Here is a 22,850-nt window from a genome sequence, read left to right on the forward strand (position 1 = left end):
TACGAAACAATTTGTCGTAGTTATCGGGATGAGCGCCCGCCAGATTCTGGCAGGATACGCCGCACTTAGCGCCTTCTGGTCTCCGTGACATGCAGTGGTTTTCGAAAAACGCCGTTTTTTTTGCTGTAAAAACCTGTCTGGCCGCCTTTCTGGCATTATATCTGGCTCTTGAACTGAATGTTGATCGTCCCGCCTGGGCGCTGACCACGGTGTTTGTGGCATCGCAGCTTTATTCGGCCTCCACCATCTCCAAATCGCTGTTCCGCCTGCTCGGCACGCTGCTCGGTGGCGTCTTCATCTTTTTTATCTTTCCGCTCACCGTGGCGCATCCGCTGCTGTTCAGCCTGTGTATCTCACTGTGGGTGAGCCTGTGTCTCTATCTGTCGCTGCACGACCGCACACCGAAAAGCTATGTTTTTATGCTGGCGGGCTACAGCGCCGCGATTATGGGTTTCCCGGAAGTGACGACGCCGCTCGGTATCACCAGCACCGTGCTGTCGCGCATTGAGGAAATTACTTTAGGCATTGTGTGTAGCAGCCTGGTGCACGCGTTGTTGTTTCCGGTCTCGATGCGCAGTCTGCTGGAGCAGAGCGTCAGCCAGTGGTATCTCAACGGGCGCAAGCTGTGTCGCGATTTACTCTCTGGCATTTCCGCAGACCGATCGCCAGAACGCGACGAAATCCTGACCCGCATGGCCACTAATCCGCAGCAGGTCGAGATCCTGATTACCCATTGCGTGTACGAGGGCGACGCGGCCCGGCGTCTGATTCGCCTGGTCAGCACGCAGTATCAGCATCTTTCATACTTAATCCCCACGCTGACGGCGATTGAAATGCGGCTGCAGCGGCTGGCGGCGCGCCAGATTGCCTTTCCTGCCTGGGTTGAGCAGACCCTGCAGCAGTTCCTGCTGTGGCTGAATGACGGCGAAGCGGTGGGCGATGTCATTGGCATTCAGCTGGAACTGAGCCTTTGTCAGGATCGCCTGAATGCGGCGTGGCGCAACGGCGAGTTGTCTACCGAACACTGTCTGCTATTTACCGGCCTGCTGGAGCGGCTGGTGGATTTTGTGCGTATCGCCGGGGCTTACCAGAGCGTGGGCGGGCTGGTCAGCGATCTGTCAGGCGATACCACGCTGGCGCGCGGCAAACGCACGCATCGCTTTTTCGACAAAGGGCTGATTCGGCTGTCGGCGCTGACGGCATTTTGCGCCACCTTTGGCTCCTGTCTGTTGTGGATGGCGACCGGCTGGCGCGACGGGGCATCAGCGCCTGTGATGGCCGCGATTCTCAGCTCCTTCTTCGCCAGCCTCGATACGCCGCTGACCTCAATGAAGCTGTTTATTCGTGGGGTGATCGTGGCGATTTTTATCAGCGTGATTTATGTCGCGCTGCTGCTGCCGCAGGCAACCTCGTTCGAGGCGCTGATTCTCTGCCTGGCACCGGGTTTGCTGCTGCTCGGGCTGATGATTGCGCGACCGGCCAGCAACATGATTGGTCTGAGCGTGGCGATTCAGATCCCCGGCTTTATCGGGCTCGGACATCATCTGAAACCCGATCTGGTGCTGCTGGTGAATAACGCGATTGCTTCGATGGCCGGCGTGCTGTTTGCGGTGATCCTGACCGCGCTGATGCGCAATAAGCGGCCATCGTGGACTGCGCGCCGCGCCGTGCGTCACGGCCTGCGTGAACTGCTGCGCTTTATTAAGGAGATTGAGCGCAACGGCTCATCGCTGCTGGGACGCCAGCGTTTTATTGGCCTGATGCTGGATAAGGTCAACGTGGTGCTGCCACGCCTGCACCTTGATCCGCAGTCCGATATGGCGCCGGCGGGAATGCTGCTGACCGAGGTGTGGCTGGGGGTCAATAGCTTTGACTACTACGCACGCCATCAGGCGCTGCTGAGCCGTTATCAGCTGGACAGCGGGCAGATGTTTCACGAACTGGGACTGTTTCTCAAGCGCAGGCTGAAGTCACTGCAGACGCCGCCGCATGAGGATTTGCAGGAGGAGCTCGATGTGCTGCTGATGCAGCTGGAACAGCTGGCGCAGCGTGACGAGGCGCTGCTGCTGCCGCTGTTTCATCTGTTCAGCATCCGGTTATACCTGTTTCCGCAACTTAGCTGGCCGGTGGCCACACCGCGTCAGGCCGAACGCCTGCAGCAGCATCGTTACCGCCTGCAGGCTTAGCCATACCAACTGTAGCCTTTCGGCACGCGGGAAAAGCCGATGGCTTTCAGGGCCGGTAGCAGCGATGACTGACTGGCCGGCTGATCGTCCACCCGTTCGAGGATGAAGCTATGGGCTTTCTCCCGGCGTAAGGCCTGGCCCAGCGCCACGATGGCGGCCTGGCGTTGCTCCTCACTAATGTCGCCAAAAGTTAACAGCTCTTTACCACCCGGCGGCAGCCACAAGATAACGCGCCCATCGCCAATCACCACCAGTGCGCCGCTGCGGCGGGTAGGCCGCACGCCACCGACGCTGAGCGGCCACGCCAGCTGCACGCCAAAGGGATTGGCGGGATCCAGCACCGCCAGCGCCACCGGCGGGTGCGTGGCCTGCGCGCTGCCGAGCTGGCGCAGCCGGTCGATGGCCGGATTTTCAGCAAACTGCGCGCCGCCCATGCCGGCAACAAAGCGCCCGCGCAGCAGCCGTCCGGCATCCTCCATGCCGCGCAAGAGCGGCTGCAGCGCCGGAAAGCCGCCGGGAATCTGCTCTGCCACGGCGGCACCGCGCGTGATCACGCCAAAGCGGTCGAGCATATTTTCAGTCAGCGCCAGGGCGCGTTCGGTGTCGGTCAGCGGCTGCCGCACAATCAGCGACCAGCGTCCGGCCATGCTGTTGAGCGAGGGCTGCGCAGCAGCACTGCGGCTGGCTGCGAAACTGGCCCGACTGTGGCGACTGCGCGCAGGACGGGCCGGGCGTGGACGCGGCGTGTGGCTGGTGGTGCTGAGCTGGCGCAGCGCGGCCCAGGTATCCATGGTCAGATAGCCGCGCCATACCAGCTCCCACATCGCGGCAAAGACTTCGCCGGGGTCGACAGCATGTTCATGCTGCGCCATCACGCGCGGCAGCAGCTCGCGGGCGAACCAGCCGCCGCCGTCCTGTAACTGCGCCACAATCGCCTGCTGCAAAGGTGACAATGTCACATTATTACCTTCATCAGGCACCGGTAACGTTTCGCTGGCAAACTCACTCAGGTGCAGTGAAACCAGTCCGTCCTGCGCGCCAGGAGCCCGCTGGCCACTCCAGATGACTTCACCGGAAGAGAGCAGCTCATCCAGCATCGCTGGCTGATAATCACGCACCCGCGCCGGCAAAATCTGGCTTTCCCACAGCGAAACCGGCAGCGCCACGCCAGCCAGTTGTTCAATCACCCGCACCACGCCGTTGATACCGGCAAAGGCGCCCTGTGCCGCGGATGCTGCGACGTCGCTCAGTAATCCCTGACGCTCAAGCAGAAAAGCCACGTACGCCGGCGCTTCGACCGGTCGGGTGGCCTCACGCGCCGCCTGTAGCGATCGCACGCGCAAACGACGAAATACGCTTTCCGCTACCCACTGCGTTGACGCATCGACTGCAGGCGAGAGGAAATCGCCTTTCAGTACGCGTTGCTGCTGACGCAGCTCTTCCAGCGTGTCGTCGACCACGGCGCGGCCCAGACCAAAGCGGGCGGCGATTTGCAGACTGGTGGCGACAGCGTGGGTGCGCAGATAGCGATTAAGTAAGTCATGCAGCGGACGGGCCACCGGCGCGAGCAGCCCGGCGGGCAGATCAGCTGGCAGCGCCGTGCCCAGCGCGTCGCGCAGCCGCACGCCATCTTCAGCGACAGCCCAGCGCGCCTCCGCCGCAATCGTAACCTGAATGATGCGTTGCGCCTGCTGCAGCGCGGTTAGCAGCGGCATCAGCGCCGCCTCGCCGTTGTAGCGCGCCGTGATTTCCGGCACAGTGAGCGGCCCCAGCTCGCGCAGCAGATCAACCACAGCTTCCTGAGTGCTGGCCTGATAATCAGGGACGGTGCGCTGAAGCTCCTGCTCAACGCGTGCCACCACCTCGGGCGCCAGCAGCTCGTGCATCTCAACCTGGCCCAGCAGATCGCTCAGCAGCGCGCTGTCGAGCGCCAGCATGGAGGCGCGCCGCTCCGCCTGCGGCGCATCGCTGGCATACATGAATTCGGCGACATAGCCAAACAGCAGCGGCCCAGCAAACGGCGAGGGCGTATCGGTGGTAACTTCAGTCAGCTTAACCTCGCCCTGTTGTATCCGCGCCATCAGCTGATGCAGCGCCGGCAGGTCATACACGTCCTGCAGACATTCACGCGCGGTTTCGATCAAAATCGGGAAATCGTCGAACTGCCGCGCCACTTCCAGCAGCTGCCCGGCACGCAGCCGCTGCTGCCACAGCGGAGAACGTTTGCCGGGATTGCGGCGCGGCAGCAGCAGGGCGCGCGCGGCGCATTCGCGGAAGCGGGCGGCAAACAGCGCAGAATGTCCCACCGCAGCCGTCACCTGTCGCTGGAGTTCGTCCGGCGCAAACAAAAACAGTTCAGCGCCTGGCACGCGGCCTTCGCTGTCAGGGAAGCGCGCGACAATCCCATCATCGCTGGCGACCACGGCCGGATCGAGGCCCATCTGGCGACCAATCTGCTCAGCGATGGCCAGCGCCCACGGCGCATGCACGCGCTGACCATAAGGAGAATGCAAAATCACGCGCCAGTCGCCGGTTTCATCGCGACAGCGCTCAATCAGCAAATTGCGATCGTCTGGCACCAGGCCTGTGGCGGCAATCTGCTCGTCGATGAGCGCACGAATGTTGTGTCGGGCATTGGCGTCAAGGTTGTCGCTGCGGGGCAACACCCCGCTGGCGGCATGTCGCAAATAGCGGCCAATGGCTTCGCCGAGTGTCGCCGAACGCCCGAGACTGTCGCCGTGCCAGAAGGGCAGGCGCGCCGAGCGACCGGGTGCCGGCACCACTACCACCTGATCGTGCGTAATTTGCTGGATGCGCCACGAGGTTGCGCCAAGCGTGATGATGTCGTTAATCCGCGACTCATACACCATCTCCTCATCGAGTTCGCCGACCCGGCGCGCACCGGACTGTTCTTCGCCCTCCGGCAGCATCACGCTGAACATCCCGCGGTCCGGAATGGTGCCACCGCTGGTGACGGCCAGATGCTGCGCGCCCGGCCGACCGCTTAAGGTTTGTTGTTGTCGATCCCAGATAATGCGCGGGCGCAGGTTAGCAAACTCGTCCGAAGGGTAGCGGCCAGACAGCATATCCAGCACCGCATCGAAGGCGTTACGCGGTAACGTTTTGAACGGATCGGCACGGCGTACCTGTTGATACCACGCCTCGACTGACAGGGTGTCCATGGCCGCCGCCGCCACCGTATGCTGGGCGAGAATATCGAGCGGATTGTGTGGCAAAGCGATAGCATCCAGTTCACCTGCCAGCATTGCGTCCACCGTCACGGCCGCATCAACCAGATCGCGGCGCGTGCGCGGCCAGATAATGCCTTTCGGCGTACCGCCGACCTGGTGACCGGCACGGCCAATACGCTGCAGCGCGCTGGCCACCGAAGGCGGTGCCCCGACCTGAATCACCAGATCGATATCGCCCATGTCAATTCCCAGTTCAAGACTGGATGTCGCCACCACGCAGCGCAGTTCGCCGGCTTTCAGGGCGTTCTCAATCTCCAGCCGCTGCTCTTTCGAGACTGAGCCATGATGCGAACGGGCAATATACGCTTCAGCAGGCGTGGCGCGTTTTTCGGTTCCGCCGCTAAAAGAGCCATAGGCGAGGGCGGGCTCTGTTACGCCCTGTTCCGGCGCGGCGCGTCGCGCATACAGTTCGTTGAGCCGTGCGGTGAGTTTCTCCGCCAGCCCACGCGAATTGGTAAACACCAAAGTCGCGCGATGGCGCAATACCTCATCCAGAATGCCGGCTTCAATATGTGGCCAGATGGAACCGGCGGCGAGGCTGCTCTCCTGCGCGGCGCGCGCATCGGGACGCTGCTGCATGTCCGTCATGTCCTCTACCGGCACAGTAATTGTCAGCTGCAGCGGCCGCTGCGCCGGCGGGTTGACGATGCGCGTAGCGCCCGCGCCACCGAGGAAAGCCGCCACCGCTTCTGGCGGTCGCACAGTGGCCGACAGGCCAATGCGCTGAGCAGGCTGCGCCAGCAATACATCGAGCCGTTCCAGGCTGAGCGCCAGGTGGGCGCCGCGTTTACTTCCGGCCACCGCGTGTACTTCGTCAATAATCACGGTCGAGATGCCACGCAGCGTTTCGCGGGCTTTTGACGTCAGCAGCAGGAAAAGCGATTCCGGGGTAGTAATCAGGATGTCCGGCGGCCGGCGCTGCAGCTTTGCCCGTTCGGCGCTGAGCGTGTCGCCGGAGCGCATGCCGACCTCCAGCGTGATTTCCGCCTCACCCAATTCCGCGCGCTGAGCGGCAACGCCCGCCAGCGGTAGCGCCAGGTTACGCTGCACGTCAGCCGCAAGCGCTTTAACCGGTGAAATATACAGAATGCGCGTCTTATGACTGCGCGCTACGGGTTCGTCACGGCTGCGCTCGCGAAGCAGCGCGTCGATCGCATGCAGAAATGCCGCCAGCGTTTTGCCGGAGCCGGTTGGGGCAATCACCAGGCAATGTTGTCCGCTGGCGATGGCGCGCCAGGCTTCCTGTTGTACGGGGGTCGCCGCCGGGAAAGTGCGGCGAAACCACTGTTGCGTGGCCGGGGTGAACAGTGAAAGCGCTGAGGCTGGCATCCATGACTCCTGCATTCTCGAAAGGGCGATCAGCAGTGTAGCGTGCCGCAGCGTTTACGGCATTATCATGATATTGCCGATGCGGGCGGCGCGAAAACACGCGCCGCAGCACTAATATGTGACAACGTCACTGAGGATAAACAGAGTCGGCCAGTTTCCCGCGTCGATCAAAGCGACGTGCGGCCAGCCACAGCAATGCGGTAACAAACCAGCCGATGATCCATGACACATCGTTGCCGGCAAAAATCCACGTCAGGGAACCATGATGCAGCGGGTTATCAATGAACGGCAGCTGTACCAGCACTCCGAGGAAGTAAATGATAATACCGGCCCAGTTCCAGCGACCGTAGCGGCCATCCGGTTGCGACAGCGCGGGCACATCGACTTTCCCTTTGGTAATCAGATAAAAATCCGTCAGGCTGATGGCGCTCCACGGCACAAAAAAGGCCAGCAGGAACAGCAGGAAGTGGGTAAATGATTTGAGAAACGCCGGTTCGCTGAGCAGCGCAATGATGCAGGAGATCGTGACCATCAGCACCACAAACAGGATACGTCCGCCACGGCTGATCGCGGTTTGCTGGCGAAAACCGGAGACAATGGTGGTCAGCGACATAAAGCTGCCGTAGGCATTGAGCGTGGTGAAGGTGATTTTGCCAAAGCAGATGGCGAAGTAGATAACCATCGCCATGGTGGCGCTGCTGCCCAGCCCGACGATGTAGCCCACTTCATTACCGGAGAACGCTTTACCCGCAATTGCAGCCACAATGACGCCCAGCGTCATGGATGCCTGCGTGCCCAGCACGGTGCCAAAAAACACCGAACTGAACAGCTTTTTCGCGGAGACATCCACCGGCAGATAGCGCGAGTAGTCCGACACATAAGGGCAAAACGCAATCTGCCATGACGAGGAGAGCGATACCGCCAGCAGAAAACTGGCAACGCTGAAGTGCTGATTTTGCCAGACGGCCGCTAAATCGTGGCTGGAGAGTAGGGTGATGAACAGGTAAACAAAGGCCAGCACGCCGATGACGCTAGCCACTTTGCCGAGTTTATGAATCACCCGATAGCCGAGCACTGCAATCACGATGATGATGGCGCTGAAGATGATCATGCCGGCTGCATTGCTGACGTTGACCAGCTTCGCCAGCGCCTGGCCGGCCAGTACCGTGCCGCTGGCCGAGAAGCCCACATACATAATGCACACCAGCACCAGCGGGATCACCGCGCCAAACACGCCAAACTGCATACGGCTGGTGATCATCTGCGGCAGGCCAAGCCGCGGGCCCTGGATCGCGTGCAGCGACATGATGGCCGCGCCGACGATCTGTCCCACCAGTAAACCGACAATCGACCACACCACATCGCCGCCCAGCACCACCGCCAGCGCACCGGTAACAATGGCGGTGATCTGCAAATTGCCGCCAAACCACAACGTGAACTGGCTAAACGGATGCCCGTGACGCTCGCTGAGCGGGATGTAATCAATGGAACGTGTTTCTGACAGGCGCTGTTTCTCTGCACCTGAATAATCTGCGGCAGGTATCTGAGCGGACATAGTTTCCTCGCTGGAACGGCTAAAGGTGGTTAGTCATTGATTTTTCTTGTTAGTCAGTAGTAAATGTCACGAAACATACATGTATATACATGTAGCGATATTGTCACGAGGTTGATAAGGTTACAAGCTGACCGGTCATTGGAAATTGTGATGACGCTGGCAATGTTGTCCGTTAATGTCAGGAGCCTGGCCGGTAACGGACGCGCACAAAGGCGATGATGCGCTAACTACAGACCCACTAACTGTGGCGATCAGGACAACCCGGGGAGGGAATCATGCAGGCAGTGATTGAAACAGAACGCTTACGACTGGAACCCTTTGCGCTAAGCCACCTCACCGGCTTGCGCGCGATGGATGATGACCCGGAAATCATGCGTTATATCAATGAGGGACAGGTGAAGAGCGAGGACGAGACGCTGGCGACCATTGAGCGCGTGCAGCAACGCTGGCAGCGCTATGGTTTTTCCTGGTGGGCGCTGCGCGAGAAGAGCAGCGATGACATCGTCGGAGCGGCTTGTCTGCAGCATCTGGCCCATCAGGAACAGGCGCCGCTGGAAATTGGCTGGCGACTGTTGCGCAGCAGTCAGGGGAAAGGGTATGCCACCGAAGCCGCCACGGCGATTGTGCAGTTTGCTACCGGGCAGATTGGCGTGGATTATCTGGTGGCGGTGGCACATCCGGAAAATCTTGCTTCCCACCGGGTGATGCAGCGGCTGGGTATGCGCTATCGCGGTATCGAGCAGCATTACGACCAGCCCTGTGTGGTTTATGAACTGGATATGAAGAGTGCCCCAGCGCATTCGTGAGGCAGGGCGCGCACCCTTTCTAGCGGCGCGATTTATCACGCAATAAATTGCGCCGCTATCAAACATGCACCCGGTAAGGGTGCGCTCAATACCCTGGTACGTGCGCGGCTTTCATAATCAGATTTGCCACCGCCTGCGGCTGGGAAATCAGCGACACATGGCTGGCCTTGAGTTCGATGGTCTGCGCATGCATGCGTTTCGCCATAAAGCGCTGCAGATCCGGATTGATAGTGTGATCCTCTGTCGACACCGCATACCAGCTCGGTTTGCTATGCCAGGCCGCCACGCTGGTTTTCGCCTGGGTAATGGCTTTACCCATCGGCTGCTGAACGGCGTAATAAGCCCGCGCTTCGCTTTCCGGCAGATCGCCGGCAAAGTCGTGGATAAACGCCTGTTCACTGAGCGCCCCAAAACCGTCGTCACGCCACTTCAGGCCAGCGGCAACCGGTGCTGCAGGGAACTTTTTGGTGAGCGCCGGATAATCTTCACCGGCCTCCGGCGCGCGCGCTGCGATGTACACCAGCCCCTTCACTTCAGGTTCATCGCCCGCCTGGCTGATAACCATGCCGCCATAAGAGTGCGCAACCAGAATCACCGGTCCGTTCTGCTGTGCCAGCGCGCGTTTCACCGCCGCCACGTCATCATTCAGCGACGTCGTGGGGTTTTGTACCGCGGTGACGTGCAGACCTTTCGCCTGCAACAGTGGGATGACTTTGCCCCAGCTGGATCCATCAGCGTACAGGCCATGGACCAGCACAATATTTTTTACTTCCTGCGGCGCGGCAGCGCTGTCGGCATGCGCCAGTCCGGCACTCAGGGCAGAGATTACCAGCGCCGTCAGCGCCGTGATTTTGCGTAATGTCATGATCGGTCCTCATAATTAATCGGGGTTCATGCACCACTGTAAGCGCCGGGGACCAACTATCCGCTGACGTGGAAATGACAAAAAAATGACAGCGACACAATGTGGCAGCGGAGGATTTAAAAGTAATAAAAGCAGAGGATTAGCCGTGAGTCGGAGCATAGCCGCTATGCTTGATAAGGATGAGACCCGACCAACCCGAGAATCTCTCAAAGGAGTGCTGAATAGATTATGCTGTTGCGCAAGAAGAAAATCCGCTCTCACAGCGAAGACCGCCTGCTGGCGTTAACGCTGGCCACCACGGCCGGTATCCTCAACGCCATGGCGTTTGGCGCATTTGGTTTTTTCCCTTCCCATATGACCGGCAATACCTCGCAAATTTCGGCAGAGGTGAATGGTTCTGACCTGCACGATCTGCTGTTTCTGGCCGTGCTGATTTTTGCTTTTGTCTGCGGTGCCATGCTGGCGCGTTTGACGGTAGCTTACGGCCTGAAGCGGAATCTGCGCACCATTTACTGTCTGGTGCTGCTGGCCGAGGGTATTTTCCTGCTGCTGACCTCCCTGGTAGAAATTCTGTGGTATTCCGAACGAAACAACGGCGAAATTCTGGTTACGCTGAGTTTGCTGATGGGCATCCATAATTCAACCTCGACCCAGCTTTCCTCCGGTCGCGTTCGCTCCACGCACGTGACCGGCACACTGACCGACGCCGGCATCGCGTTAGGCTCCTGGCTGCGCGCATCCTTCAGTCAAAGCGAGGCCGCCGATCGCGATGGCCACCGAACCGTGCTTTTTACTCATCTGGTTACGATCTTCTCATTTCTATCCGGCTGCGTTGTCGGTTATCTGCTGTTCAGACACCTTGGATTTGAAGCGATGGCGGGGTTGGGCATTGTGCTGGCGCTGATCGCTGTCGGTGGCATCGCCAGAACCCTGCATTTAACCGGCATGCGATTTTGGTAACACGCACGGAGAGTTGTCCGATTTGAAGCAGGTGGATTAAGTGCACATGAATACTACTTTTTGCTGGTATTCATGTGCACTTGACATAAAGCCAGGCTAAATCAAGGGATGACAGGGAGTCCGGCAGAAGAAAAAGAGCAGGGGACGGGCGCTGTCAAGCCGGCTGCACGCTCAGGAAGCGGATTTTTTGTTAATTTGCCGTCTGGTTTTCTCACAGGCGCTATAACTTACTATTCCTGCTTCAACAAACTGCTGATGAGGTAAAATAATGGATAACACCATGATAACGGATGAATTTTCCAAAGATTTGTCTGCGTTTGTCGGGACGCATTTCGTTTATACCTATGATAATGGCTGGAAATATGAGTGGTACGCGCGCAACGCGACGACCTGTGATTATCGTATCCATCAGGGATTAGTTGGTGGCCGTTGGGTGACCAATCAAAGCATGAATGCGGTGCAGTTTGCACCGGGCATTTATAAAGTCGACTGGCACGAGCCGACCGGCACCTGCGTCAGTCTGCTGTTTGATATCAACCGCAAGGTGATTCACGGCACCATCTTTTTCCCGCAGTGGATTGCCGGCGAAGGACAGCATCCGGAAAAAACCATCTGCTATCAGAATGAATTTATCGAAGATATGCATCGTTTCCGTGATGAAGGGCCAGCGTATCCGTACGTGGTGATTCCTGAGTTTGCCAAAGTGACCTACATGAAGAATGAAGGTCCGGATAATGATGCCGTAATCAACATGCCGCCGGGACAAATGCCGGAAGATTATTTTAAAGATAAATGAGGGTGGCAATCCGCTGACGGCGCCGGGTTCGGTTGCCATGAATGGCGCCCCTGCGATTGTGCAGTGCGGAGTGGCATTGCAGGGTGCGCATTGATGCGCACCAGGATGACGTCGCGATATTCAGCAAACAGACCGATCGCGCTACGTGAAATCTGACAAAAGCGTTGAGGGATAACCGGGAAGTTTTCGCGTAGCGTTGTCGTTGTGGATGGGCGAAAGAGATAGCTGAAGCACCGAGGACGAAGCTAACCGTGCAGTCAGTTGTAGGGTGCGCATTGATGCGCACCAGGATAACGTCGTGGTGTCGCGTGATTCGTTGTCATTGTGGATGAGCGAAAGAGATAGCTGAAGCTAACCGGGCAGTCTGTTGTAGGGTGCGCATTGATGCGCACCAGGATATCGCCGTGGTGTCCATCAAACAGACCGGTGGGATAAGTTTTCACATAGTGTCGCCGTGGTGGAATGCGTTGTGGGCCTGGTAAGAGGCGTGAAGGGCGAAACTGAAGGATTGAGATACCTGATCAGACACCTTATTTAACATAAATGGTATGAGACGTTGGATCATTCAGGCAATGTGAGAAGTGTTGCGCCTTAGCCTGTTACTGATGAAAAAATCATCATATTTTTGATGCTGATAGTAACTACCAAGGGAGGAGATAATTATGAATATTCTTCCAAACAGGGAAATGCTTAAGGAAGTAATACAGCAGCTTAATGCAGGTGTTGTAAGTCGTTCACAGGTATCTGAATGGGCTTTTTCAATCATAGATGATGAGGAAATCAGAGTGAAAGACCAAATTGTTTGGAAAACTCTGGAATGTTTAGGTGCAGTAGATATTCCTTCGACAGACCGTGACTACCTCTATGGGACAGATGATTTTATAGACTGGTTAAAATCACTGGATGACTAGTTGTGAGTGAAACTGATTTTGGTGAAATATTCTATTTTGACTACTCGCAACTTAAAGATGGAGAGTGTCCAATATTTCAGAGGTTACCATCTGGGAATTCACTGCATTATGCGAACAACTTCTATAAGTTTTTGTGTAAGCGAATTGAAGCTCACCTGAATTAGTTTGTATAATTTTACTTTCCCGCCTATAGCTGGCGAGATTTTTTGTACTGATTTCCTTCGGCGGCAGACAACATATGTTTTTGGATAACCATCATAATAGGGGTGTTTAGCTTGCCTTTAAGCTACATCTGACTGATCAAAATGATGGTCTTAAGCCTTAATGCTGAAGAGCTGAGTAAGGGAAGATTCACTGTTACACGAACTATTTTGACCCAACAAATACAATCCCGGCCATCGAGCCGGTAATGTTAAGAGTATCAGTCAATAATCATTAGTGCCGCTGTGGGGATAAGAGGCGTAAAGGGAGAAACTGAAGGATTGCGATACCTGACGGGATACCATATTTAACATAATATACATTATGCGCCATTTGATCACAGGGGCAAAGCTGACCAGGCCGCTTTAGGCTACCTGCTGAAAATCCTGAAATACCTGTATAAATTCTGCAAGCATTGCCGTGAGTTCATGCTTCAAACTTTGCTTTCCTGAGCTTGTGTCTGCTCTACTGAACATGCTCTTATCATCTGCAATAAGATTCCATTTGAAAGCGGCAATGATAGATTCACACGCTCAACGCTATGACACGTCGCGTAATTAATCCGGCAATGTGCAGAGATCAGCAATATTTATTGGATAAACGACGTCGCGAGTGTTTCGCAGCTCAGTAAGATCCCACCAGTGATAACTATCAATGACTGACTTTTCATTTTCAGTCCAACCACTGGTACGGATATCTTCATCTCCAACTTTAATTAAATAAAATCGTTCATTTGCCAAAACCACCTCACCGCTGGGAAGCGTCATTTCAAAAATGCGCTCAGTTAACGGCTGACCCACATCATCGACATAAAAGCCTGTTTCTTCTCTGAGCTCTCTGATAGCTGCCTGTTCAAAAGTCTCTCCCGGTTCAACGCCTCCGCCGGGTGTGGCCCAGTATTCTCTGCCTGACAGGGCATTATTTTTATGCTTAAACCAAAATAATAAAACCTGATTAAGAGGATTTATAATAATCAAACGAGCCGAATCCCGGGTGCGCACTTTATAATTCCTTTATGATTTTTAATACAAATCAGCATAACTGATCATGATCATAAGACAAAACGCCACAGGCTGTAGGAACAGGACGACAGGATAGACATCCCTCCCCGGCTCGCTATATAGTAAGCGCGCATCTCACTTCTGACTTGCCGTAGGCGTTACCGTCATCCAACGCGCCCTGAACCGGAATGGGCCTCTGCGCAGAGGAAAACCGGAACAGCGCCACGGCATCGTTCACGCTTTCTACGCATCCTGTTTATCAGGATCGCTAGCAGTGCATCACCGCACGTGGCCTTTCATTCTCTGACTGACAAGGCACATTATGAAACTGACCAACAACACCCTGCTCATCACCGGCGCAACCAGCGGCATTGGCCGCCGCCTGGCCGAGGTTTTTCACGATCGCGGAAACCGCGTCATTATCACCGGCAGACGCCAGGCGCTGCTCGATGAGATCATCGCCCAGCGTCCGGCCATTACTGGCTTTGCTCTGGACGTTAATGACACCACTGCCCTCGCCCGCTGTTCCGCGGCGATTCACGCGCAGTTCCCGCATATCAACGTGCTGATCGCTAACGCCGGTATCTCGCAGCCTGAAACGGTGACGGCGGACGAATGGACCAGCGATATTGCTGAGCAAATCGTGATGACTAACATCCTCGGTGTGATTCGCGTCACCGCCGCTTTTTTGCCGCTGCTGCGCCGTCAGCCACAGGCTACGCTGATGGCAACCAGTTCCGCGCTGGCCTTCCTGCCGCTGGCCAGTTTTCCCACCTACTGCGCCAGCAAAGCCTTTCTGCATTCCTGGCTGGTTTCGCTGCGTCATCAACTGCGCAATACCCCGGTTGAGGTGCTGGAAATGCTGCCGCCGTATTTACAGACGGCGCTGACCGGTGATCAACAGCTCAGCGATCCCCGCGCCATGCCGCTGGACGACTATATCGCGCAGATTCTGCAGATGCTGGAAAATGGTCCGGTCGCGCGCGGTGAACTGCTGCTGGAGCACGACCATGCGCGGCGCTGGGCCGAACGCGACGGCAATTTTGACGCCATTTTTGACATGATGAACCCGCGCTAATCCGCTTTGAACCGGTGTGCCCGGCAGCGCACCGGATCTATCATAATGTACGCAAAGGCGCGCCGTGGCTGAAGTGCGCCAGCACCCGTTCTACCGCCGGATTGGCCTGCGCCTGAACCGCATAGCAAATGCCGACACGCCGCATCAGCGGCTGACCGGGTAAAGCGCGCCAGGCCAGGCGATGCCGCGCGGCAACCAGCGGCGCCGGCGCAATGGTGACGCCAAAGCCGGCTTCCGCCAGATCCAGCGCCAGCGCGTAGCTGCCGGCGTTGGCCGCGGCCGCACCCGCACCGTAAAACGGCAGCAGCCGCTGATGCGACTCATCAGTCGGCACCATCACCCACGGCAGCGGAAGCAACTGGTCATGGGTCAGCGTTTCCAGCTGATTTAGCGCATGACTGGCGGGATACGCCAGCACGTAGTGCTCTTCAAACAGCGGCATAAACAGCTCGTCTTCGCAGCGCAGGCTTTCACACGCCAGCCGGATATCGCCCACGCAGCCGGGCTCGACGCTAAGCAGCACCGTGGGAAAATGTTGCCGGATGGCCGTCAGCAGTTGCGCCAGCTGGGCGGGCGCGACATCCCCTTCGACACCAATCTTCAGCGGCAGGCAATCCGACGGCTGCCGAAAGCGTGTGACCAGCGCCTGCATATCGCTAAGCATCTTGCGCGCCTGCGGATAAAGGACGCGAGCGTCCTCCGTGACCTCCACGCCACGCGGTCTGCGGATAAAAAGCGTGGTGGCCAGCTCCTCTTCCAGCAGTTTGATCGTGGCCGAGAGCGCGGGCTGCGTCAGATTGAGTAACTGTGCGGCGCGCGTGATGTTGCGCTCCTCAAACACGCAGATAAAAGCTTTTAGCTGTCGCTTATCCATAGAAAATCATTATATCGGCGAAAGAAATAAACCATTTTTCACCAATCGCTGCGCGATTTAAAGTGCACGCCTCAGCTTCGCCATTAATTTTATCTATGAGGAAGTCATTATGACGCAGAATGTTAAACCTTTAATCGTCATCACCGGTGCCAGCTCCGGTATCGGTCTTGCCACGGCGAAACTGCTTTCGGCGCGTGGACATGCCCTGCTGCTGCTGGCTCGCCGTATCGATCGTATGACGGCACTGAATCTGCCCAACGCCCTGTGCCGCGCGGTTGATGTGACCGATCGCCACGCATTTACCACCGCAGTGCAGGATGCTGAGCAGCAGTTTGGCCCGGTCGATGCGCTGATTAACAATGCGGGCGTGATGCTGCTCGGCGCAATTGAACAACAGGATGCCGGCGAATGGGATAAGATGTTCGACGTCAACGTGAAAGGCCTGCTCAATGGCGTGCAGGCGGTCACCGCAGGCATGATTGACCGCAAAAGGGGCACGATCATTAATATCAGCTCAGTGGCCGGACGGAAGACGTTTCCTAATCACGCAGTGTATGTTGGCACTAAATTCGCTGTGCATGGCATGTCAGAGAACCTGCGCGAAGAGCTGTCGCCGCACAATGTACGCGTGATCGTTATCGCGCCGGGCGCAGTTGAAACCGAGCTGTTGAGTCACACCACCAGCGAAGCAATTAAGGACGGTTATCACGCGTGGAAAGCCGAAATGGGCGGCAAGGTGCTCAGCGCAGACGACGTGGCCAGCGCCATCGATTACGCCTATTCACAGCCGCAGTCGGTCTGCGTGCGGGAAATCGTGCTGGCGGCCACCCGCCAGGGCGCATAAACCTCAGTAACCCGGCAGCGCTGCGCCGGGTTCCATCTCTTCGGCTAAGGCCATCAGCGCCGCGCGGTTACCGATCGCATAACCCCCCTGCTGCTTACGCAGCACCCCTTCTGCGCTGAACTGCGCAAACACATACAGCAGGTGGCGATAGGTCACGCCAAGGTACTCCGCTACCTGCGTATGCTTCTCTTTATACACACCGTCATGCTGAGTCAGCAGGATAAAGGCCGCCAGCCGGTTAACCAGCGGAAACGCCTGATTGCGCGTTGAGGTGACAATATTGCGGAAATTCTTTTTCACCAGGCCGAGACAGGCGTGGCGCAGGAACTGCGCATCATTTAACAACAGCGTGCGGCAGGTTTTCACCGGCAGCGCCAGGCACCAGCAGGCTTCAATCGCCTGCACCGCGCGTGAAGCATGCGTTTCATCCAGCACTTCAATCTCGCCAATAAAACAGGGCGCATTAAAGAAATCCACCAGCGAAATACGGCCATTGGCCAGCGTGACATACAGTTTGGTGCGACCGCGCGCCAGATAAAACATATACGCCGGCAGAGTACCCTCGCGCACAATATAGTCTCCGGCAAGAATATGAAATAAATGTGTGTGCGGGATCACATCGGCTGAAAATTTATCGCAATAGCCGGACGCCATTATTAACTGCTGCTTCAGCGCGTCATTATTTATTTCTTTCATCATTCGATGTCCACTATGAGATTTCTCATACTCTGGCGTGTCACGCCGCTGCTAAGGTGAAGGCCTCTACCCTACCGCACCGGAAAATTTCTGCAATGAAATTAAGGTGATAAATAAAGAAGCTGAGGAGTAAACCATGACAGCACGTAAAATTATTCTGGACTGTGATCCCGGTCATGATGATGCCATCGCCATCATGCTGGCCGCGAAACATCCTTCGATTGAACTGCTCGGTATCAGTATCGTGGCAGGCAATCAAATTCTGGACAAAACGCTGGTCAACGGCCTGAACGTTTGCCAGATGCTGAATATTGACACGCCAGTTTATGCCGGCATGCCGCAGCCGATTATGCGCCAGCAGATCGTCGCCGATAATATTCACGGCGAAACCGGTCTTGACGGCCCGGTGTTCGGCCCGCTGACGCGTAAGGCGGAAACAAAGCACGCGGTGAACTTTATTATCGATACGCTGATGAACAGCGACGGGGATATCACGCTGGTGCCGGTCGGCCCGCTCACTAATATTGCGGTAGCGATGCGCATGCAGCCGAAAATCATTCCTAAAATCCGTGAAATTGTGCTGATGGGCGGCGCTTACGGCACCGGTAATTTTACCCCGTCGGCGGAGTTTAATATTTTTGCCGACCCGGAAGCCGCGCGCGTGGTATTTACCGCCGGCGCCCCGCTGGTGATGATGGGCCTCGACTTAACGCACCAGACGGTGTGCACGCCGGACATCATTACCCGCATGGAAAAGGCTGGCGGCCCTGCCGGCAAGCTGTTCAGCGATATGATGAATTTTACGCTGAAAACCCAGCACGACAATTACGGTCTGGCGGGCGGCCCGGTGCATGACGCCACCTGTGTCGCCTATGTGATCAATCCGGATGCCTTCAACGTTCAGCCGATGTTTGTCGAAATCGATGTTAACAGCGGTCCCTGCTATGGCCGCACGGTGTGTGATGCGCTGGGCGTGCTGGGGAAACCGGCAAACACCAAAGTGGGCACCACGCTGGATACCGCCTGGTTCTGGGATTTGGTCGAAGACTGCGTGCGCAGGTACCGCTAATCCTTTAACCCCACAATATGGGCAGAAAGTGGTCGCCCATACCGCTATGCAACCTCACCAGGCTGACATCAGGAAATATCATGATGGATATAATGAGAAGTGTTCTGGGTATGGTGGTATTACTGGCGATCGCGTTTCTGCTGTCAGTAAATAAAAAGCATATCAGTCTGCGCACCACCGGCGCCGCGTTACTGATTCAGATTGCCCTCGGCGGCGCGATCCTCTATTTGCCGCCGGGCAAATGGCTGGCGGAAAAAGTCGCCAGCGGCGTGCATCAGGCGCTGGCTTACAGTGATGCGGGCAGCGCGTTTCTGTTTGGCGCGCTGGCCGGACCGCAAATGGACAAGGTGTTTAACGGCGCCGGCTTTGTATTCGCTTTTCACGTTCTGCCGGCCATCATCTTTATCACCGCGCTGGTTAGCGTGCTCTACTACATTGGCGTGATGGGCGCCATCATTCGCCTGCTGGGCGGCATCTTTCAGCGCGCGCTCAACATCAGTAAGATCGAATCCTTCGTGGCGGTCACCACCATTTTCCTCGGCCAGAATGAGATCCCGGCCATCGTCAAACCCTTCGTCAACCGTCTCAATCGCAACGAACTGTTCACCGCCATCTGCAGCGGCATGGCTTCAATAGCCGGTTCCACTATGCTCGGCTATGCCGGGCTGGGGGTACCGATTGAATATCTGCTGGCCGCCTCGCTGATGGCCATTCCTGGCGGCATTCTGTTCGCCCGGCTGCTCAGTCCGGCAACGGAAGCGTCGCAGGTGACTTTTACCCACCTGTCGTTTAGCGACACGCCGGCACGCAGCCTGATTGAAGCCGCCGCCAGCGGAGCGATTACCGGGATGAAAATAGCCGCCGGTCTGGCGACGGTGGTGATGGCGTTTGTCGGTATCATCGCGATGCTCAACGGCATACTTGGCGGCATCGGCGGCTGGTTGGGTCACGGCGACATCAGCCTGCAGGGAATACTCGGCTTCGCGCTGGCTCCGCTGGCGTGGCTGATGGGTGTGGCGTGGCACAATGCGGCGCTGGCGGGCAGTCTGATAGGTCAGAAACTGGTGGTGAACGAGTTTGTCGCCTACATCAGCTTTTCACCTTATCTGCATCAGGCGGGCGCGCTCGCCGGCAAAACCATCGCCATCGTCTCGTTCGCCCTGTGCGGCTTTGCTAACTTTGGTTCGATTGGCGTGGTGGTCGGCGCTTTTTCGGCCGTCGCACCGGAGCGCACCCCGGAAATCGCGCGGCTGGGCCTGCGCGCGCTGATCGCCGCAACGCTCTCCAATCTGATGAGCGCCACCATTGCCGGCTTCTTCATCGGCCTTGGCTAACGCGCGAACCGGGCATTACGCCTCTGTGCGTCCCTGCCCGGTTTTCATCGGTGCCACCACCACATTCACCCCCAGTTCCTGCAGGCGACGCAGCACTGGCACCGGCGTGCCCTGATTAACGATCACCACATCAAACTCGCTCAGGTGGGCAAAGCGATGCAGCGCGCGCCGCTCAAACTTGGTGTTATCCATCATCAGGATGCGCTTCTGCGCCGCCTCGAACATGGCACGCTTGGTCTCCACCGTCTCGGCCGACTGGTGAAACACCGCATCATCAATAATCGCCGACATGCTGACAAAAAACACATCGGCGCGCAGGCTGGCGATTTCGTCTCGCGTCATGCGCCCCATAAAGGCGTTACACCAGTGATGAAACTGGCCGCCGAGCCCCATCAGAGTAATATCGCGACCGTTGCGTAATTCATTCATTAACGTCAGCGAATTGGTGATCACCGTGAGCGGCGCTTTGGCCGGCAGCAGCCGCGCCATCTGCAGCACGGTGGTGGAATCATCCAGAAACAGCGCCTGGCCGGGTTCAAGGTAGCCAGCGGCCACTTCGGCAATCGCCTGTTTCTCTTCCAGCTGGCGCGTGGCACGGTAGAGATCGCTGGATTCCACCAGGCTGGTTGGTGTGGCAGAGACCACGCCGCGTGATTTATGCAGCAGCCCGCGCTCAACCATCTCATCAATATCGCGATGGGCGGTCATCAGGCTGATCCCGAAGCGCTCAGTAATATCTTCGATACGCACCGCGCCTTCGGCCATCACGGCTTCGGCTATGAGCTGGCGTCGTGCCAGCTGACGCGCCTGACGGCTGTCGCCCGGTAAGGTTTCATTCAGGAAGTGACCAGCGGAGGTCTCTTGCGGGTTATGCGCCATGTTTCGTCCGGAAAGTGAAGCGGAAATGCAGTTTCGGCTTTGATTACAGCGCGTAAACGTTTCTTTTGCAAATCAGGCGCGCAGCAGGCAACCGATGACGGCCAGAATGCCGCCATCGGTGATCTGACTTACTGCTTCAGGACAAACGGCGAAACGAAATCACCGGCGTTGTCTTTGGTGATCAGAACACAGTCAAACAGCTGCTTCTCCTGTGCTACCCCGGTTTTGCCGGTTTTGAGGAAGGTGTCCGCCTGCTCTACCGCCTTCTGCGCAAACTGCGCTACCGGCTGCATCACGGTATAGGCCAGCGTACCGGCTTTAACCGCGTCGACCGCATCCGGTGAACCGTCAAACCCACCCACTTTGACCTGGCTGAGTTTGCCAGCTTCCTTAAGGGCGGCGATAGCACCCAGCGCCATCTCATCGTTACCGCTGATCACCCCTTTGATGTTCGGATTAGCCTGCAGCAGCGACTGCATTTTATTGAAGCCCTGGGTGCGATCCCAGTTCGCCACTTCCTGGCCGACTTTCTTCAGCGTCGGGTACTGAGACAACACGGTATCGAAACCGTTGGCGCGCGTGGCGGCGTTGTTATCCGACGGCGGTCCCACCAGCTCGACATAGCTGGCGCTGTCACCCACCTGCTTCACCCACTCCATCGCGCCTACTGCCGCGCCTTGTGCGTTATTCGACACCAGCTGCGCTTTAGCCAGCCCGCTCTGGTTCAGTTCGGCATTGATCACGAACACCGGAATATTGGCGGCGATGGCTTTCTTTACCGAGCCAATCGAGCCGTCGGCGTTAGCCGGATCGAGAATGATCGCCTTGGATTTATTGGTGATCGCCGTATCAATCAGCTGGCTTTCGGTGTTGGTATCCCCTTTGTGCGCGCTGACTTTGGCACTGTAGCCCAGCTTCTCCGCCGCCTTCTGCGCGACCTGGCCCTCAGTCAGCCAGTATGGATTGGAGGGATCGTTGACGATGATGGTCATCAGGCCGTTGTTGGCCCAGCTGGGTAAGGCAAAGGTGGAGATGGCCATCGCGGCGGCGGCGATAAACAGACGTTTAGTGAACATAGGTGCTCCGTTATTATTAGGGTACAGGTTTGTTTTACGGTTACTCGCGCGCCAGCCGGCCAGCGCGCACAGGGTTAGCGACCGCGCCGGCCGTATTGCAGGGTGTTGAGCAATACCGCCAGCACAATCACGGCGCCAGTGAACACCGTCTGCCAGTAAGCAGAAACGCCGATAATCACTAAGCCATCAGAGAGAAAGCCAATCACGAACGCGCCCAGCAGCGTGCCGCGCACGTTACCGCGTCCTCCGGTCAGCGCTGCACCGCCAATCACCACCGCAGCAATGGCGGTCAGCTCGTAGGTGGTGCCCGCGGTCGGACCGGCGGAGGTCAGCTGCGAAGAGAGCACCAGCCCGGCCATCGCCGCACAGATACCCGACAGCACGTAGACGCTGATTTTGATGCGTTTCACCGGCACGCCGGAGAGATCGGCGGCGCGCTCGTTACCGCCCGAGGCATACAACCAGCGGCCAAACGCCGAGCGACTCAACAGGAAACCGCAGGCCAGCGCCACTGCGCCGAGCACCAGCACGCCGACCGGGATGTTGAACAGGCGGTTAAAACCGAGCCAGTCGAAACCGGTATTGCCCAGCGCTTCGCTGCCGGAGAGTTTGTTGTAGGTCAGACCGTTGGTGATCAGCAGCGCGATACCGCGCGCCACATACATGGTGCCGAGCGTGGCGACAAACGCCGGGACGCGAAAAATCGCTATCAGCACGCCGTTGACCAGCCCCACCAGCGCGCCCAGCACCAGCGTCAGAATTGCCACCGCCCACACCGGCAGATAGAGCACCACGCCGAGCGCTTCAAGGTTGATGCCCTGCATCATAAAGCCGGCCATCACGCCAGCCAGTCCCAGCGTCGAGCCGACTGACAAATCAATCCCGCCGTTGAGGATCACCAGCAGCATGCCGATCGCCGGCAAACCGAAGATCGCCACATGCGATGCCATGGTGAGGAAATTCGCGCCGGTAAAGTAGTTGGGCGATAGCAGGGAGAACGTGGCGATAATCACCAGCAGCGCGATAAAGGCACGCCCTTCCAGCAGCAGCCGCGCCAGATTGAGGCGCTTGCCGCTGGCCGGTTTCGCCACCCGCGGTGCGCTATCCAGCGTTTGGGTTCTGTCAGTCATACCGTTTGC

18 protein-coding genes are annotated in these 22,850 nt (G+C 57.4%); 9 read left to right on the forward strand and 9 right to left on the reverse strand.

Going from position 1 to position 22,850, the window contains the following annotated elements; genetic code table 11:
- Positions 1-89 precede the first annotated feature (89 nt).
- Positions 90-2,186, forward strand: coding sequence for an FUSC family protein (locus ABVR31_RS09600; protein WP_058774673.1), 2,097 nt, complete (start codon positions 90-92; stop codon positions 2,184-2,186).
- On the opposite strand, the gene ABVR31_RS09605 is transcribed toward ABVR31_RS09600, so the two are convergent.
- Positions 2,183-6,781, reverse strand: a complete 4,599-nt coding sequence (locus tag ABVR31_RS09605; RefSeq protein ID WP_372772563.1) for an ATP-dependent helicase — start codon at positions 6,779-6,781, stop codon at positions 2,183-2,185. The genes ABVR31_RS09600 and ABVR31_RS09605 overlap by 4 nt on opposite strands.
- A gap of 112 nt (positions 6,782-6,893) precedes the next feature.
- Positions 6,894-8,321: a cytosine permease gene (locus ABVR31_RS09610; RefSeq protein WP_088515770.1), complete on the reverse strand. Its 1,428-nt coding sequence runs from the start codon at positions 8,319-8,321 to the stop codon at positions 6,894-6,896.
- Positions 8,322-8,596: 275 nt separating this feature from the next.
- On the opposite strand from ABVR31_RS09610, the gene ABVR31_RS09615 reads away from it, so the two are divergent.
- A complete protein-coding gene (locus tag ABVR31_RS09615; protein ID WP_059008837.1) occupies positions 8,597-9,127 on the forward strand; it encodes a GNAT family N-acetyltransferase in 531 nt (176 codons plus the stop codon).
- An 85-nt stretch (positions 9,128-9,212) separates the two neighbouring features.
- Here ABVR31_RS09615 and ABVR31_RS09620 read toward each other — a convergent pair whose 3' ends face one another.
- Positions 9,213-9,992: an alpha/beta hydrolase gene (locus ABVR31_RS09620; RefSeq protein ID WP_058774676.1), complete on the reverse strand. Its 780-nt coding sequence runs from the start codon at positions 9,990-9,992 to the stop codon at positions 9,213-9,215.
- Between the two features lie 228 nt (positions 9,993-10,220).
- On the opposite strand from ABVR31_RS09620, the gene ABVR31_RS09625 reads away from it, so the two are divergent.
- The 3 genes from ABVR31_RS09625 to ABVR31_RS09635 all read left to right on the forward strand — a co-directional run bounded on the left by ABVR31_RS09625 (position 10,221) and on the right by ABVR31_RS09635 (position 12,659).
- Positions 10,221-10,952, forward strand: a complete 732-nt coding sequence (locus ABVR31_RS09625; protein ID WP_021506033.1) for a YoaK family protein — start codon at positions 10,221-10,223, stop codon at positions 10,950-10,952.
- A 280-nt stretch (positions 10,953-11,232) separates the two neighbouring features.
- Positions 11,233-11,748, forward strand: a complete 516-nt coding sequence (locus ABVR31_RS09630) for a phenolic acid decarboxylase (protein ID WP_058758650.1) — start codon at positions 11,233-11,235, stop codon at positions 11,746-11,748.
- A gap of 662 nt (positions 11,749-12,410) precedes the next feature.
- A complete protein-coding gene (locus tag ABVR31_RS09635) occupies positions 12,411-12,659 on the forward strand; it encodes a hypothetical protein (protein ID WP_372772567.1) in 249 nt (82 codons plus the stop codon).
- Between the two features lie 758 nt (positions 12,660-13,417).
- Here ABVR31_RS09635 and ABVR31_RS09640 read toward each other — a convergent pair.
- Positions 13,418-13,861 (reverse strand): NUDIX hydrolase, encoded by a 444-nt coding sequence (locus tag ABVR31_RS09640; RefSeq protein WP_058758556.1) that lies wholly within the window; start codon positions 13,859-13,861, stop codon positions 13,418-13,420.
- A 322-nt stretch (positions 13,862-14,183) separates the two neighbouring features.
- Here ABVR31_RS09640 and ABVR31_RS09645 point away from each other — a divergent pair, with 322 nt between their 5' ends.
- The gene (locus ABVR31_RS09645) at positions 14,184-14,939 is read left to right on the forward strand and encodes an SDR family oxidoreductase (protein ID WP_371221056.1); all 756 of its coding nucleotides are present in this window, start codon (positions 14,184-14,186) and stop codon (positions 14,937-14,939) included.
- Between the two features lie 40 nt (positions 14,940-14,979).
- On the opposite strand, the gene ABVR31_RS09650 is transcribed toward ABVR31_RS09645, so the two are convergent.
- On the reverse strand, positions 14,980-15,813 hold the full coding sequence (locus ABVR31_RS09650) for a LysR family transcriptional regulator (RefSeq protein ID WP_141495438.1): 834 nt from the start codon (positions 15,811-15,813) through the stop codon (positions 14,980-14,982).
- Between the two features lie 109 nt (positions 15,814-15,922).
- Here ABVR31_RS09650 and ABVR31_RS09655 point away from each other — a divergent pair, with 109 nt between their 5' ends.
- Positions 15,923-16,657: an SDR family oxidoreductase gene (locus ABVR31_RS09655; protein WP_371221055.1), complete on the forward strand. Its 735-nt coding sequence runs from the start codon at positions 15,923-15,925 to the stop codon at positions 16,655-16,657.
- 3 nt (positions 16,658-16,660) lie between these two features.
- Here the strand turns inward: ABVR31_RS09655 and yeiL are convergent, their stop codons facing one another.
- Complete coding sequence (gene yeiL / locus ABVR31_RS09660) at positions 16,661-17,353, reverse strand: transcriptional regulator YeiL (protein WP_371221208.1); 693 nt, start codon at positions 17,351-17,353, stop codon at positions 16,661-16,663.
- Positions 17,354-17,489: 136 nt separating this feature from the next.
- On the opposite strand from yeiL, the gene rihB reads away from it, so the two are divergent.
- Positions 17,490-18,422, forward strand: a complete 933-nt coding sequence (gene rihB / locus ABVR31_RS09665; RefSeq protein WP_371221054.1) for a ribosylpyrimidine nucleosidase — start codon at positions 17,490-17,492, stop codon at positions 18,420-18,422.
- 83 nt (positions 18,423-18,505) lie between these two features.
- The gene (locus ABVR31_RS09670) at positions 18,506-19,756 is read left to right on the forward strand and encodes a NupC/NupG family nucleoside CNT transporter (protein WP_372774014.1); all 1,251 of its coding nucleotides are present in this window, start codon (positions 18,506-18,508) and stop codon (positions 19,754-19,756) included.
- Between the two features lie 15 nt (positions 19,757-19,771).
- Here ABVR31_RS09670 and ABVR31_RS09675 read toward each other — a convergent pair whose 3' ends face one another.
- The 3 genes from ABVR31_RS09675 to ABVR31_RS09685 all read right to left on the reverse strand — a co-directional run bounded on the left by ABVR31_RS09675 (position 19,772) and on the right by ABVR31_RS09685 (position 22,841).
- Complete coding sequence (locus tag ABVR31_RS09675) at positions 19,772-20,635, reverse strand: DeoR/GlpR family DNA-binding transcription regulator (protein ID WP_021506045.1); 864 nt, start codon at positions 20,633-20,635, stop codon at positions 19,772-19,774.
- A 128-nt stretch (positions 20,636-20,763) separates the two neighbouring features.
- Positions 20,764-21,711: a D-ribose ABC transporter substrate-binding protein gene (locus tag ABVR31_RS09680; protein WP_371221053.1), complete on the reverse strand. Its 948-nt coding sequence runs from the start codon at positions 21,709-21,711 to the stop codon at positions 20,764-20,766.
- A gap of 74 nt (positions 21,712-21,785) precedes the next feature.
- On the reverse strand, positions 21,786-22,841 hold the full coding sequence (locus ABVR31_RS09685; RefSeq protein ID WP_058758647.1) for an ABC transporter permease: 1,056 nt from the start codon (positions 22,839-22,841) through the stop codon (positions 21,786-21,788).
- Positions 22,842-22,850 lie beyond the last annotated feature (9 nt).

The sequence above is a fragment of the Pantoea sp. WEP genome, assembly GCF_041678305.1.
GTDB classification, from domain to species: Bacteria; Pseudomonadota; Gammaproteobacteria; order Enterobacterales; family Enterobacteriaceae; genus Pantoea; species Pantoea dispersa.

Coding starts and splice junctions, on each gene's coding strand:
- ABVR31_RS09600 (WP_058774673.1), top strand. CDS start 90: ATGCAGTGGTTTTCGAAAAACGCCGTTTTTTTTGCTGTAAAAACCTGT.
- ABVR31_RS09605 (WP_372772563.1), bottom strand. CDS start 6,781: ATGCAGGAGTCATGGATGCCAGCCTCAGCGCTTTCACTGTTCACCCCG.
- ABVR31_RS09610 (WP_088515770.1), bottom strand. CDS start 8,321: ATGTCCGCTCAGATACCTGCCGCAGATTATTCAGGTGCAGAGAAACAG.
- ABVR31_RS09615 (WP_059008837.1), top strand. CDS start 8,597: ATGCAGGCAGTGATTGAAACAGAACGCTTACGACTGGAACCCTTTGCG.
- ABVR31_RS09620 (WP_058774676.1), bottom strand. CDS start 9,992: ATGACATTACGCAAAATCACGGCGCTGACGGCGCTGGTAATCTCTGCC.
- ABVR31_RS09625 (WP_021506033.1), top strand. CDS start 10,221: ATGCTGTTGCGCAAGAAGAAAATCCGCTCTCACAGCGAAGACCGCCTG.
- ABVR31_RS09630 (WP_058758650.1), top strand. CDS start 11,233: ATGATAACGGATGAATTTTCCAAAGATTTGTCTGCGTTTGTCGGGACG.
- ABVR31_RS09635 (WP_372772567.1), top strand. CDS start 12,411: ATGAATATTCTTCCAAACAGGGAAATGCTTAAGGAAGTAATACAGCAG.
- ABVR31_RS09645 (WP_371221056.1), top strand. CDS start 14,184: ATGAAACTGACCAACAACACCCTGCTCATCACCGGCGCAACCAGCGGC.
- ABVR31_RS09650 (WP_141495438.1), bottom strand. CDS start 15,813: ATGGATAAGCGACAGCTAAAAGCTTTTATCTGCGTGTTTGAGGAGCGC.
- ABVR31_RS09655 (WP_371221055.1), top strand. CDS start 15,923: ATGACGCAGAATGTTAAACCTTTAATCGTCATCACCGGTGCCAGCTCC.
- yeiL (WP_371221208.1), bottom strand. CDS start 17,353: ATGAAAGAAATAAATAATGACGCGCTGAAGCAGCAGTTAATAATGGCG.
- rihB (WP_371221054.1), top strand. CDS start 17,490: ATGACAGCACGTAAAATTATTCTGGACTGTGATCCCGGTCATGATGAT.
- ABVR31_RS09670 (WP_372774014.1), top strand. CDS start 18,506: ATGGATATAATGAGAAGTGTTCTGGGTATGGTGGTATTACTGGCGATC.
- ABVR31_RS09675 (WP_021506045.1), bottom strand. CDS start 20,635: ATGGCGCATAACCCGCAAGAGACCTCCGCTGGTCACTTCCTGAATGAA.
- ABVR31_RS09680 (WP_371221053.1), bottom strand. CDS start 21,711: ATGTTCACTAAACGTCTGTTTATCGCCGCCGCCGCGATGGCCATCTCC.
- ABVR31_RS09685 (WP_058758647.1), bottom strand. CDS start 22,841: ATGACTGACAGAACCCAAACGCTGGATAGCGCACCGCGGGTGGCGAAA.